The sequence below is a fragment of the Nonomuraea sp. NPDC048901 genome, from assembly GCF_040649695.1.
Classification (GTDB): domain Bacteria; phylum Actinomycetota; class Actinomycetes; order Streptosporangiales; family Streptosporangiaceae; genus Nonomuraea.
Genome location: NZ_JBEZFW010000005.1, coordinates 720,827 through 733,264 on the forward strand (window position 1 = coordinate 720,827; position 12,438 = coordinate 733,264).

Below are 12,438 nucleotides of genomic sequence, written 5' to 3' on the forward strand. Positions count from 1 at the left end.
GCGCAGACTGGTGTGCAAGGGTCACCGCCTGTGAAGGTGTCGACAAGGCGCAGAGCGCTGATGACCAACGGAGCCCTGAGCGTGCTCCTGCTGGGCGGGGTCGCGTTCGCGTACGCCCAGCTCGGCACGGGCGAGGTGGCGAGTGAGACGGTCACTCGCACGGTGACCGCCGGGCGCGGCACCGTGACCGCCTCGGTGTCCGCCTCGGGGGCGGTGGAGAGCTCCAAGAGCAGAGCGCTCGCGTTCGGCACGAGCGGCACGGTCGAGCGCATCTACGTCAAGGCCGGTGACAAGGTTCGCAAGGACGACATCCTGGCCAGGCTCGACGACGCGGCGGCGCAGGAGAGCCTGTCGGCCGCCCGCGCCACATACAACAGCGCCGTCGACGACGGGACCTCGACCGCCCAGCTCTACGCCGCCTACATCAAGGCGCGCAACGCCTACCGCGAGGCTCAGCGGACGGCCGTGGCGACGGTGCTGCGAGCGCCGTTCGGCGGCACGGTCACGGCCGTCAACGGCACCGTCGGCGGTTCCTCCAACGGGTCCGGCACGTCCACCACTCAGAGCACCGGCCAAAGCACCGGTCAAAGCACCGGCCAGAGCGGGCAGGGCGGCAGCCAGTCGGGCAGCGGATCGGGATCCGGGTTCATCGATCTGGCCGACACCGGAAAACTCCAGCTGGTCGGTACCTTCACCGAGTCGGACGTCAGCAAGCTCAAGGTCGGCCAGGCGGCCACCGTCACGTTCGACGCGCTGCCGGGCGTCACGGCCACCGGCAAGGTCACCCAGATCGAGCCGGTCGCCGCCACCAGCAACAACGTCGTGCAGTATCCGGTGACGATCTCCTTCACCAAGGTTCCCAAACAGGTGCGACTCGGGCAGACCACCACCGTGGAGGTGGTGACCGGCGAGGCGGAGAACGTCATCTCCGTACCTTCCACCGCGATCTCCACCAGCGGCGGACAGAACACGGTCACCCTGCTCAAGAACGGCCAGCAGATCAGAACCCCGGTAGAGGTGGGCGTACAGGGCGCCTCGCTGACCGAGATCAAGTCCGGCGTCTCCGAAGGCGACCAGATCGTCCCGCCGGCCACCACGACCACGGGCACCGGCAACAACCAGCGGCAGGGCGGCTTCGGCGGCGGCTTCCCCGGTGGCGGCGGCGTGCCGGGAGGCGGGCGATGACCGCTCCCGTCCTGCGCGTGCAGAACCTGGTCAAGGAGTACGGCGAGGGCGACGCCAGGGTACGGGCGCTGCGCGGGGTGAACCTCGACGTCGAGCAGGGAGACTACGTCGCCATCATGGGCGCCTCCGGCTCCGGCAAGTCGACGCTGATGAACATCCTCGGCTGCCTGGACGTGCCCACCACCGGCCGCTATCTGATCGACGGCGCCGACGTCGGGCAGCTCGACGAACACCAGCTGGCCAAGCTGCGCAACCGCCGGGTCGGCTTCGTCTTCCAGTCCTTCAACCTGATCCCGCGCATGAGCGCGCTGGCCAACGTCGAGCTGCCGCTGGTCTACGGCGGCATCGGCCAGGCCGAGCGGCGCAGGCGCGCGCTGGCCGCGCTGGAGCAGGTCGGCCTGTCGGACCGCGTCCACCACGAGCCCAACCAGCTGTCCGGCGGTCAGCAGCAACGCGTGGCCGTGGCCAGGGCGCTCATCACCGCTCCCGCCCTGCTGCTGGCCGACGAGCCCACCGGCAACCTCGACACCGCGTCCACGCAGGACGTACTGGAGATCATGGACAGGCTCAGCGACTCGGGCCGCACCATCGTGCTCATCACGCACGAGAACGACGTGGCCGCGCACGCCAAGCGGGTGATCAGGCTGGTGGACGGCGAGATCGTGGAAGACGTCCGGCAGGGCCCCATCGACGGGCCACCGCCGCGGATGGCGGAGGTCGCTCGATGAACCAGTTCGAGGTCCTGCGCTTCGCCCTGCGCGGGCTGCTGGCCAACAAGATGCGCAGCTCGCTGACCACGCTCGGCATCCTCATCGGCGTCGCCGCGGTCATCATGCTGGTCGCCGTCGGCGAGGGCTCCTCGCAGAGCATCCAGAAGAACATTCAGCGGCTCGGCGCCAACACGCTGACGATCTCCCAGTCCTTCGCGGGCGGTGGCGGTGGTGGCGGCGGTTTCGGGCGGGCCGGCGGTGGCGGACCCGGCGGCGGGCAGCAGAACACCGGCCCGCGTACCCAGGCCAGGCCGCTCACCCTCGCCGACGCCAAGGCCCTGACCGACAAGACGGTGGCCCCGTCGGTCAAGTCGGTCTCGCCGGTCGTGACCGCCTCCTCGGCCGTCACCACCTACGGGGCGGCCAGCCACTCGATCGCCCAGCTCGTCGGCACCTACCCGAGCTACTTCGAGGCCACGAACAAGCCGGTGACCAAGGGCACGTACTTCTTCAACGACGACGTCCTGGCCGCCAGGAAGGTCGTTGTGCTCGGGCAGACCGTGGTCGAGGAGCTGTTCGGCACGCTCGACCCGATCGGCAAGCAGGTGACGGTCTCCGGGGTGCCGTTCACGGTGGTCGGCGTGCTGAAGGAGACCGGGTCGACGGGCGGTCAGGACGCCGACGACGTGGCCATCGCGCCGCTGCCGGCCGTACAGCAGAGCCTGACCGGGTTCGGCTCGCTCAACTCGATCGTCGTGCAGGCCGGCGGCTCGACGGCGACGGAGTCGGCGCAGTCGGAGGTCACGGCCATCCTCAACCAGCGGCACGGCATCACCGGCACCGCCTCGGCCGACTTCCGGATCCTCAACCAGGCCACCCTGCAGGAGACCGTCAGCGCGGCGACCGGCACGTTCACCGTGCTGCTCGGCGCGGTCGCGGCGATCTCGCTGCTGGTCGGCGGCATCGGCATCACCAACATCATGCTGGTGACCGTCACGGAGCGGACCAGGGAGATCGGCATCCGCAAAGCCATCGGCGCGCCCAGGAGCGCGATCCTGGGCCAGTTCCTGATGGAGGCCACGCTGCTCAGTCTGGTCGGCGGGCTCTCCGGGGTGCTGGTGGCCTTCCTGGGCACCCGCTTCACCGTCGCGGGCATCCAGCCGGTGCTCGTACCGTCGTCGGTCGCGCTCGCGCTGGGCGTCTCCGTCGGCATCGGATTGTTCTTCGGCAGCTATCCCGCCAACAGGGCGGCCAAGTTGAGGCCGATCCAGGCCCTGCGCCATGAGTGACGGACCCCCGAAGGAGACAGAAATGGCCAAACTCGACGGCTCGCCGTATCCGGACGATCTGGACAGCGAGCTGGCCGTCCAGTCGCGCAAGCCGATGTCGAAGGTGACGCTCGGACTGATCGCGGGCGTGGTGCTGGTGGCCGGGGTGGTGATCGGCATCCAGGCGCAGAAGGCGCTGGGCGCCCCCGACACGACCGCCGCCATGCAGCCGGGCGGCCGGCAGCTGCCCGGCGGGTACGGCCAGCAGGGCAGACAGCCCGGCGGGTACGGCCAGCAGGGCAGGCAGCCGGGCGGGTACGGTCAGAGGATGGGCGGCGCGGGCGGCGGCACCGTGGGCACGGTCGAGAAGGTCGAAGGCGGCAAGATCTACGTCAAGACCATGGACGGCTCCACGGTCACGGTCACCACCACCGACGCGACCACGGTCCAGGTGACCAAGCCGGGCAAGCTGGCCGACCTGCGGACCGGCACCAACGTCGTGGTCCGCGGCGAGAAGGGCGGGGACGGCTCGGTGGCCGCCACCTCGATCAGCCAGGGGGGAGTCGGCAGATGACCGAGCCGGAGGCCAGGCTGCTGGTGGTGGACGACGAGCCCAACATCAGGGAGCTGTTCTCCGCCAGCCTGCGGATGGCCGGGTTCGAGGTGCTGACGGCGGCCGACGGCAAGGAGGCCCTGCGGGTGGCCGAGCAGAGCACGCCCGACCTGGTCATGCTGGACGTCATGCTGCCCGACCTGGACGGCCTGGCGGTCGCGGGCAGGCTGCGGTCCCGCGGCCGCCGGGTCCCGGTGCTGTTCGTGACGGCCAAGGACACGCCGGAGGACCGGCTCGCCGGGCTGGGGCTCGGCGAGGACTACGTGACCAAGCCGTTCAGCCTGGAGGAGGTCATCGCCCGCATCCGCGCGGTGCTGCGCCGGACCCGGCGGGGCGCGCCGCCGCCGAACCGGCTGCGCATCGCCGACCTGGAGCTGGACGAGGAGACGCACGAGGTGTGGCGCGACGGCGTCCAGGTGCGGCTGTCGCCCACCGAATACCGGCTGCTGCTCTACTTCATGCTCAACGCGGGCCGGGTGCTGTCCAAGACGCAGATCCTCGACCACGTCTGGAACGGCGACTGGCGCACCGACGTGGGGCTCGTCGAGTCGTACGTCTCCTATCTGCGCCGCAAGATCGACACCGGCGAGCGGAGATACCTGCACACCCTGCGTGGCGTCGGCTACATCCTGCGCCCGCCCAAGGATTGACCCCGGCCCCGAATGGCAGGACTGAGGAGGTATCTCGCGCGGACGCCGCTGTGGCTGCGGCTCGTCTCGGCGACCTTGCTGATGGTCACGCTGGCCATCACGCTGACCGGGCTGTTCGCCGTACGGCTGCTGCGCGGCTATCTCGTCGAGCGCGTCGACCAGCAGTTGCGTGCCGCCAGCGTGCCGTGGCGGGGCGCGCCGCCGCCTCCTGAGCCGCAGCCGGGCCCACGCCCGCAGCGCTTCTTCGGCCTGTTCCACTCGGTGCTCGTGGACTCCACCGGCGTCAAGATCCGGACCATGACCGAGTCGACCGAGACGCACATCCCCAAGCTGCCCAGGCTCACCAGCACCGACGTCGCGCTCATGGCCGGGCAGCCGTTCACCGTCGAGTCGCAGGACCCGCAGGGACCCTCCTGGCGGGCCGTGGCCATGCCGGGCCGCGACGGCGACAGCAGGATCATCGCGATCAGCCTGGGCGACCTGGACGACACGGTCTCCCAGCTGCTGCTCATCGTGGCGGTCGGCGGTGGCGGGACCCTCGTGGTGCTCGGTTTCGCCTGTTACTGGCTCGTACGGCGGAGCCTGCGCCCTTTGGGGGAGATCGAGCGGACCGCCCGCCACATCGCGGACGGCGACCTGTCCCGCCGCGTGCCGCTCTGGTCGGCCACCACCGAGGTCGGCAAGCTGGGCCGGGCCCTGAACGGCATGCTCGCCCGCATCGAGGTGGCCGTGCGCGAGCGCGAGGCGGCGGCCGAGTCGGCCCGCGAGTCGGCCCGGTCGGCCCAGCGCTCGGAGGAGCTGACCCGCAGGTTCATGGCCGACGCCTCGCACGAGCTGCGTACCCCGCTCACCTCGATCAGAGGATTCGCCGAGCTGTTCCGGCTCGGCGCGGACAAGGACCTGGCGGAGGCGACCCGGCTGCTGAGCCGGATCGAGGGGCAGGCCGCGCGGATGGGCCTGCTGGTCGAGGACATGCTGCTGCTGGCCAGGCTCGACCAGCGCCGCGAGCTCGGCGAACAGCCCGTCGACGTGCTCAGCCTCGCCGCCACCGCGGTGATCGACGCCCAGACGCTCGCGCCGGACCGGAAGATCGAGCTGGTCATGCTGTACGGGAGCGAGGGGCCGGTGTTCGTGACCGGTGACGAGCCGCGGCTGGGGCAGGTGCTGGGCAACCTGGTGGGCAACGCGCTCAGCCACACGCCGCCGGGCACGGCCTTCACCGTCGGGGTCGGCGCGCGTGACGGGCAGGCCGTCGTCGAGGTGGCCGACGAGGGGTCCGGGTTCTCACCGGAGGTGGCCGAGCGGGTGTTCGAGCGGTTCTACCGGGCCGATCCGGCGCGCAGCTCCGGCGGTGCCGGGCTGGGGCTGTCGATCGCGGCCACGCTCGTGGAGGCGCACGGGGGCAGCGTGTCCGCGTCGAGCGAGCCGGGCAAGGGCGCCACCTTCCGCGTCACGCTTCCGCTCGCCCCGTCGTCCCAGGCCACCCGCCCTCAGCGTCAGCCGAGCGGGCAGGCCACGTCTCAACCGCACGGTCTTTAGCCCACTTTTCAGTCGATTCGCTCGAAGGGTTCCTTGCTTTCTTCGTCCGGCGCGACCGTGAAGACGACCTTCTCCAACTTTCCGGTGAACGCGAATTCGCCGTCATAGTTGGGTGAGGAGGGCGACAGGGTGTCCCGGCCGATGTCGAGGCCCTGCCATCCCAGGAAGTGCGGGAGGACCCGCGCAATGGCCTCGGTGCCGACCGGCTTTCCTGACACGTACAGATGTCCGACGCCCCGCATGTCACCGGTCTTGACGAATTCGAAGGTCAGCTCCGCCGGGCCGATCGGGAGGTCTTCCGCCGAGGTCACCGCGTACCGGGTGCCGAGGAAGTTGTACTCGTAGACCAGCCGGTTGTCCTTGACATACAGGACGTATCCGCTGCTGATGTTGCCCAGGGACACCAGGACACCCTCGTCTGCCGCGGTGGTCCGGTCGACGAACGCGGTGATGCGGTGCCCGCGGTTCATCACTGGCGGCACTGCGGCGCCGGGCAGATGAGCCATGCCGGGGTAGTAGGTGAAGGTGGTGCGCATGCGTGGAGAGCCGGGACGCGGAATCTTCGCCCGGTAGGCGAATCCCTGATCGTCCAGCGGCAGCACATCGTATTTCCCGGCTTCCGCCCAGAAGCGGGAGACCATCTTCTCCAGTTGCTCGGGCCGCGCCTGCGCCAGGTCGTTGCATTCCGAGAAGTCGGTGTCGTGGTGGTAGAGCTCCCATCGGTCCGCGTCGAAGGGCGTTCCGCGTTGGTGGAAGGCGACGGCTTTCCAGCCGTCGTGCCAGACCGCGCGATGCCCGAACATTTCGAAGTACTGGGCTTCCTTGCGCGTCGGCTCGGTCGGCGAGTCGAAGGTATAGGCCATGCTGACACCGTGTATAGGCAGTTGCGGGATGCCGTTGTAGACCGCGGGAGCCCGCAGACCGAGCAGTTCGAAGAGGGTCGGGACGATGTCGGTGACATGGTGGAACTGCTGCCTGATCTCGTCGGTGCGCGGCAGCCCCCGGGGCCACCGCACGATGAGCGGGCAGCGGACGCCACCTTCGTGGGTGTTCTGCTTGTAGCGCTTGAACGGCGTGTTGCCCGCCTGCGCCCAGCCCCAGGGGTAGTTGGAGTGAGCTCGTGTGGTGCCGATCTCATCGATCCGCGCGACCATCTCCTCGAGGTCCTCGGGGACGCCGTTCTGAAATGCCGTGGGGTTGAGCGAACCCTTCTGACCGCCTTCCTGGCTGGCCCCGTTGTCCGAGAGCAGGATGGTGATGGTGTTCTCCATCCGGCCCATCCGCTCCAGGAACTCCATCAGCCGGCCGATGTGGTGGTCGGTATGGTCGACCATCGCCGCGTAGGCCTCCTGAAGGCGTACGGACAGCTTCTTCTCGTCGTCCGACAGTTCGTCGAAGGGAACGACCCCGGGGTTGCGCGGCGCCAATTCGGTGCCGGGCGGCAGGATGCCCCGTTCGATCTGGCGGGCGTGCCGGGTGGCGCGCTCGGCGTCCCAGCCGTGGTCGAACCGGCCCCGGTACTTCTCCAGGTATTCCCGGGGAGCCTGGTGCGGGGCGTGCGCCGCGCCGAAACCCAGGTAGAGGAAGAAGGGCTTGTCCGGAGTGACCGAAGTCTGGTCGGTGATGAATTCGATGGCCCGGTCGACCAGGTCCTCACTGAGGTGGTAGCCCTCTTCCGGGCTCTTCGGCGGAGCCACGGCGTGGTTGTCGTAGAACAGTTCCGGATAGAAGCTGTCCGTCTCCGCTTCCAGAAATCCGTAGTAGCGCTCGAACCCGCGAGACAGCGGCCACTGGGTGTACGGCCCGGACGCGGTGGTCTGTTCCATCGGCGCCAGGTGCCACTTGCCCACGGCCATGGTGTTGAAGCCGCTGTCGCGCAGCACCTCGGACAGCGTCGCGGCGGCCCTGGTGATCCGTCCGCGACCGCTGGGGAAGCCGGTGTCGAAGTTGGACAGCATGCGCATACCGACGGAGTGGTGGTTCCGGCCGGTCAGCAGGGCGGCCCGGGTCGGCGAACACAGCGTGGTGGTGTGGAAGTTCGTGTAGCGAAGGCCGCCGGCGGCCAGGGCGTCCATGGCCGGGGTGTCGATGTCAGAGCCGAAGCACCCGAGGTCGGAGAAGCCGACGTCGTCGAGCACGATTATCACGACATTGGGTGTGTCCTCGGGAAGTGCCTGCGGTTCGGGCCACCACGGAGTCGACTCCTCGTAGGTCATGCCGATCTTGCCGTGGAAGGTACCGCTCGCGGCCGGCGGATGCGGAGAGGCGTTGGTCATCCAGGACGCTCCTTTGCGTGAACATGTGACCGCAGCGGGGTCCGCACTCATCACATCTGCTGAGCGGCGCGGCGATCGGACAGGTGGGATTCGAAGGCTTGGCGCGGTCGGCAGCCCCTGGAGGTTCCGAGGAAGGTTCAGGGCTCTTCGTCCACGAGCGCGAGCAGCAGCCCTTGCTCGTTCTCGGTGACGTAGCCGGCGTAGTAGTCGTAGAGATTGCGCCGCGAGATGCGTGCCGCCGCCAAGCCGTCCCGTTCCCTGATCGCCTCCAGCACCTCCTGGTGGTGGTGGAGCGACTCCCGCATGAGCGCCGTGCTGTTGAGCGCGTGGGCGACCTTGTCCGAGATCAGCGAGAGGACAGCGTCCCGGACCACCTGGTTGCAGACCTCGATGAGGGAGTTGCGGCCGGCCCGGGCCACCGCCTCATGGAATGCGACGTCCGCCTTGCTGAACTCCTCGTACCCTGCCTCGATCGCGTCCGACATGACGGCAATCGTCCGTTCCATGGAGGACAGCTCCTCCTCGGACCGCAGCCGAGCCGCCAGCAAGCTCGCCGACCCGTCGAGGATCATGCGGAACGAGATCAACTCGGCCATCGACATGTTGTCGAACTGGACGAGCCGGGTCATCTCCTTGGTCAGACCGGCCGACGAGAACGGCAGGATCTCTGGGCCGTTCGGGTCACCCGGACGCGAGCGGACGAGCCCGTTGCTCTCCAGCACGCGCAAGGCCTCTCGCACTGTGGGCCGGCTCGCCCCGAACTGCGTCACCAGCTCTCGCTCGCTCGGCAGCCGTTGACCGGGCTTCAGGTCACCTCGAACGATCGCTTGCTCGATCTGCTCGACGATGCGCTGGTAGAGCCGTACCGGCGAAACCTGCCGGAACTGTGCCCCGTCACTCATGGCTTCTTCCCCTCGAGCGTGGTCCATGTCGTCTTCTCCCCGGTGGGCGCCCCGGGGACGCTGTCCGGCCAGCGCGGGACCGCATCGGCAGGTCGGTTCCGTTCGTACCACGCCGCCGCCCTCAAGACGCCGAGATCGTCGAAGCGACGGCCCGCGATCTGCACCCCGATGGGCCGGCGGTCCGCCGTAAAGCCGCAGTTGACGGTCGCCGCGGGTTGCCCCGACATGTTGTACGGCGCGGTGAAGCCGATGTGGGACATGGTCTTCCCGTCCCCCATGAACGGCATTGGCTGCTCAGCGGGAAACGCCGCCACCGGAGCGACCGGTGAGAGCACGAGGTCGTAGGGAAGCGTCGCCGCCACGGTCCGCGCCTGGATGCGCATGATCTGCTGGTAGCACTGGAGTAGCCTTGTGCCCGATATGTCCGCACCCCTCTGGCACCATTGGATGACGTAGGGGTGGACGCGCAGCCCGGCCTCGGGCGCCAGTTCGCGGAAGTCGTTCCAGGACCGCACCCGCCAGAACAGATCCAGGTCGTCGAGGAGATCTTGGCTCATGAACGGCTCGACCGGCTCCACGACGGCTCCCGCCGCCTCGAAGACCGCGGCGGCGCGGTTCACCGCGGCGAGGATCTCGGCGTCGCATGGCTCCCCGCAACCGGCGTCCAGGTGCACGCCCACCCGCAGCCCGCGTACATCGCCGTCCAGCGCCGACCAGTCGATGTCCTGCGGTGGCAGGCTTGACCAGTCCCGGGGATCCGGTCTGCTCAGGACACGCATGAACAGGGCCGCGTCCGCCACGGTGCGCGTCATGGGGCCGGCGGTGCGCCCCAGGTACGGGGTGTCCAGCGGGATCCTCCCGTAGCTGGGCTTGAGCGTGGCGAGGCCCAGCCAGGTGCCCGGCAGCCGGATCGATCCCCCGATGTCGGTGCCGACGTGGAGCGGGCCGTATCCTCCGGCGGCCGCGGCCCCCGCGCCGGAACTGGAACCGCCCGTGGTCCAGGCGGCGTTCCAGGGGCTGCGCGCAATGCCGTGCCGGCTGGAGACCCCCGAGGAGAGCATGCCCCAGTCCGGCATCACGGTCGACCCGAGTATCACCCCACCGGATTCGACGACCCGCGCGGTGATGGGCGCGTCCACCTCGGGGTTGACCGGCTCGACCCCCGCGTTGCCCGAGGGCATGGGGACGCCCCTGCGGGCGATGTTCTCCTTCAGCGTCACAGGCACGCCGTCGATCGGCCCGAGCGGTTCCCCCGCCGCCCATCGGGCCTGGCTGGCCAGGGCCGCCTTGCGGGACTCGGCTGGATCCCGCACCCAGAACGCGTTGAGCACGCTCTCACGCGCCTCGATCACCGACTGGACGGCGTCGTGGACTTCGACCGGCGACAAGGTGCGGTCAGCGAATCCGGCCACCATCTCGACGGCCGACATGGCGGCCAGACCGTGTTCCGTGAGCACCCGCTCTCCTTCGGTCGCGATGCGTGGGGCATTGGAACCCTTGACAAGTGCAGCTTCAGTCGCCACGGTACCTGCAAGTGAGCTTACTGGTCAGGCCAGTCATGCGGAAGGTGGCGTCTATGACGAGGGACACCAAGGTCGTGCGGCTCGCCCTCATACCGGGCGACGGAATCGGCCCTGAGGTCGTCGCGGCGACCGTGCCCGCGCTCCAGAGCGCGCTGGAGGTTGACGGCCACCGGCTCGACGTGACCTCGTTCGACCTCCTGAACACGATGGAAAGCCAGGGGTGGAACCTATGAAACCCAACAAGCAGCGGACGCGGCACCTCGGGACGGTCGCGGCCGCGCTCGCATCGCTGCTGCTGACAGCCTGCTCGGCCGGGTCCACGACAGCGGGAAACAGCACCGGCGGCCCTGCGGGCGACACCCTGAAGATCGGCCTCGTCGCCGAGCCGGCCAACCTCGACTTCACCAAAACCGAAGGTGCGGCCATTCCGCAGGCACTGCTGTACAACGTCTACGAGAACCTGGTGAAGGCGGACCAGTCCGGGAAGATAGAGCCCGATCTGGCCACGTCGTGGACCCTGTCCAAGGACCGCAAGACATACACGTTCCAGTTGGTGAAGGACGCCAAGTTCAGCAATGGCGCGCCGTTCACGGCCGAGGACGCCAAGTTCTCCATCGAACGCGTCACGTCCGGCTGGACGATAGCGCTGAAGTCCCGGATGGACGTCGTCGACACGGTGCAGGCGGTGTCGCCCACCGAACTGAAGGTCACCCTGAAAGAGCCGAGCAACAACTGGCTGTACTGGATGACCACCCGCGTAGGCGCGATGTTCAGCCGGACCGGCGTGAGCAAGCTGGCCACCGAGCCGGTGGGCACCGGCCCATACGCGCTGAAGTCGTGGACCCGCGGCGACTCGATCACGCTGGCCCGCAATGATGGCTACTGGGGGCCCAAACCGCACTTCGCGTCGGTCACCCTCAAGTACTTCAAGGACCCGACGGCCATGCACAACGCGCTGCTCACGGGCACCATCAACGTGATCGGCACGATGCAGCCCCCGGATGCTCTGGACCGGTTCCAGAACAACCCGAAGTACCAGATCATCGAAGGCTCGACCAACGGCGAGGTGGTCCTCTCCTTCAACAACGGCTCGGGCCCGCTGAAGAATCTGAAGGCCCGCCAGGCAGTCCGCTACGCCATCGACCACAAAGCCCTGGTGGACACCTGCTGGGCAGGCCGCGGCAAGCTCATCGGCAGCATGGTCCCGCCGACCGACCCGTGGTACGAGGACCTCGCGAACGAGTATCCGTACGACATCGGCAAGGCCAAGAAGCTCCTCGAGGAGTCCGGCGAAGCCGGCACCACGCTGCGGCTGCGGCTTCCGACGCTGCCTTACGCCACCGCGTGCGGCACCGTGGTCAAGAGCCAGCTCGAACAGGCCGGGTTCAAGGTCGAGCTCGACCAGCTGGAGTTTCCCGCCGCCTGGCTGACCACCGTGTTCAAGAACGCCGACTATGACATGTCCATCATCTCCCATGTGGAGCCCCGCGACATCTATACGGTGTTCGGGAACAAGACCTACTACACCCGCTACGACAACCCTGAATTCCGCGCGTTGCTGAAGAAGGCGGACGAGGGCACTCAGGAGCAGGAGATCGCCCATATGCGGGAGGCCGCCCGGCTGCTGTCCAAGGACGCCGCGGCCGACTGGCTGTTCCTGCTGCCGAACCTGATGGTGGCGGACAAGGACATCACCGGCCTGCCCGTGAACTCCGTCTCCGAGTCACTGGATCTCACCGGTCTGGGCCGCTCGTGAAAGGCGGCGTCAACCG

11 protein-coding genes are annotated in these 12,438 nt (G+C 68.7%); 8 read left to right on the forward strand and 3 right to left on the reverse strand.

All coding sequences use genetic code 11. The features are described 5' to 3' along the window. The first annotated feature begins 60 nt into the window (after window positions 1-60). Genes AB0C30_RS20945 through AB0C30_RS20970 form a run of 6 tightly spaced genes read left to right on the forward strand, consistent with a single transcriptional unit; the run spans window position 61 to window position 5,965 of the window. Window positions 61-1,185 (forward strand): biotin/lipoyl-binding protein, encoded by a 1,125-nt coding sequence (locus tag AB0C30_RS20945; protein ID WP_357946181.1) that lies wholly within the window; start codon window positions 61-63, stop codon window positions 1,183-1,185. Then, window positions 1,182-1,913: an ABC transporter ATP-binding protein gene (locus AB0C30_RS20950; RefSeq protein WP_357946184.1), complete on the forward strand. Its 732-nt coding sequence runs from the start codon at window positions 1,182-1,184 to the stop codon at window positions 1,911-1,913. Before AB0C30_RS20945 ends, AB0C30_RS20950 begins: the two co-directional genes overlap by 4 nt. Next, window positions 1,910-3,184, forward strand: a complete 1,275-nt coding sequence (locus AB0C30_RS20955) for an ABC transporter permease (RefSeq protein ID WP_357946187.1) — start codon at window positions 1,910-1,912, stop codon at window positions 3,182-3,184. Before AB0C30_RS20950 ends, AB0C30_RS20955 begins: the two co-directional genes overlap by 4 nt. Window positions 3,185-3,206: 22 nt before the next feature. Further along, entirely contained in the window at window positions 3,207-3,737 is a 531-nt protein-coding gene (locus AB0C30_RS20960) for a hypothetical protein (protein ID WP_357946190.1), read from the forward strand. Continuing rightward, window positions 3,734-4,426: a response regulator transcription factor gene (locus AB0C30_RS20965; protein ID WP_225291483.1), complete on the forward strand. Its 693-nt coding sequence runs from the start codon at window positions 3,734-3,736 to the stop codon at window positions 4,424-4,426. The genes AB0C30_RS20960 and AB0C30_RS20965 overlap by 4 nt, the downstream gene beginning before the upstream one ends. 12 nt (window positions 4,427-4,438) lie before the next feature. After that, window positions 4,439-5,965, forward strand: coding sequence for a HAMP domain-containing sensor histidine kinase (locus AB0C30_RS20970; RefSeq protein WP_357946193.1), 1,527 nt, complete (start codon window positions 4,439-4,441; stop codon window positions 5,963-5,965). A gap of 8 nt (window positions 5,966-5,973) precedes the next feature. Here the strand turns inward: AB0C30_RS20970 and AB0C30_RS20975 are convergent, their stop codons facing one another. The 3 genes from AB0C30_RS20975 to AB0C30_RS20985 all read right to left on the reverse strand — a co-directional run bounded on the left by AB0C30_RS20975 (window position 5,974) and on the right by AB0C30_RS20985 (window position 10,600). Next, on the reverse strand, window positions 5,974-8,241 hold the full coding sequence (locus AB0C30_RS20975; protein ID WP_357946195.1) for an arylsulfatase: 2,268 nt from the start codon (window positions 8,239-8,241) through the stop codon (window positions 5,974-5,976). Between the two features lie 137 nt (window positions 8,242-8,378). Then, the gene (locus tag AB0C30_RS20980; protein ID WP_357946198.1) at window positions 8,379-9,143 is read right to left on the reverse strand and encodes a FadR/GntR family transcriptional regulator; all 765 of its coding nucleotides are present in this window, start codon (window positions 9,141-9,143) and stop codon (window positions 8,379-8,381) included. Next, the gene (locus AB0C30_RS20985) at window positions 9,140-10,600 is read right to left on the reverse strand and encodes an amidase (RefSeq protein WP_357946201.1); all 1,461 of its coding nucleotides are present in this window, start codon (window positions 10,598-10,600) and stop codon (window positions 9,140-9,142) included. Before AB0C30_RS20985 ends, AB0C30_RS20980 begins: the two co-directional genes overlap by 4 nt. A 119-nt stretch (window positions 10,601-10,719) precedes the next feature. Between AB0C30_RS20985 and AB0C30_RS20990 the strand changes: the two genes are divergently transcribed. Both AB0C30_RS20990 and AB0C30_RS20995 read left to right on the forward strand, forming a co-directional pair. Next, entirely contained in the window at window positions 10,720-10,899 is a 180-nt protein-coding gene (locus AB0C30_RS20990) for a hypothetical protein (RefSeq protein ID WP_357946204.1), read from the forward strand. Next, on the forward strand, window positions 10,896-12,422 hold the full coding sequence (locus AB0C30_RS20995) for an ABC transporter substrate-binding protein (protein ID WP_357946207.1): 1,527 nt from the start codon (window positions 10,896-10,898) through the stop codon (window positions 12,420-12,422). The genes AB0C30_RS20990 and AB0C30_RS20995 overlap by 4 nt, the downstream gene beginning before the upstream one ends. Window positions 12,423-12,438: the final 16 nt, after the last annotated feature.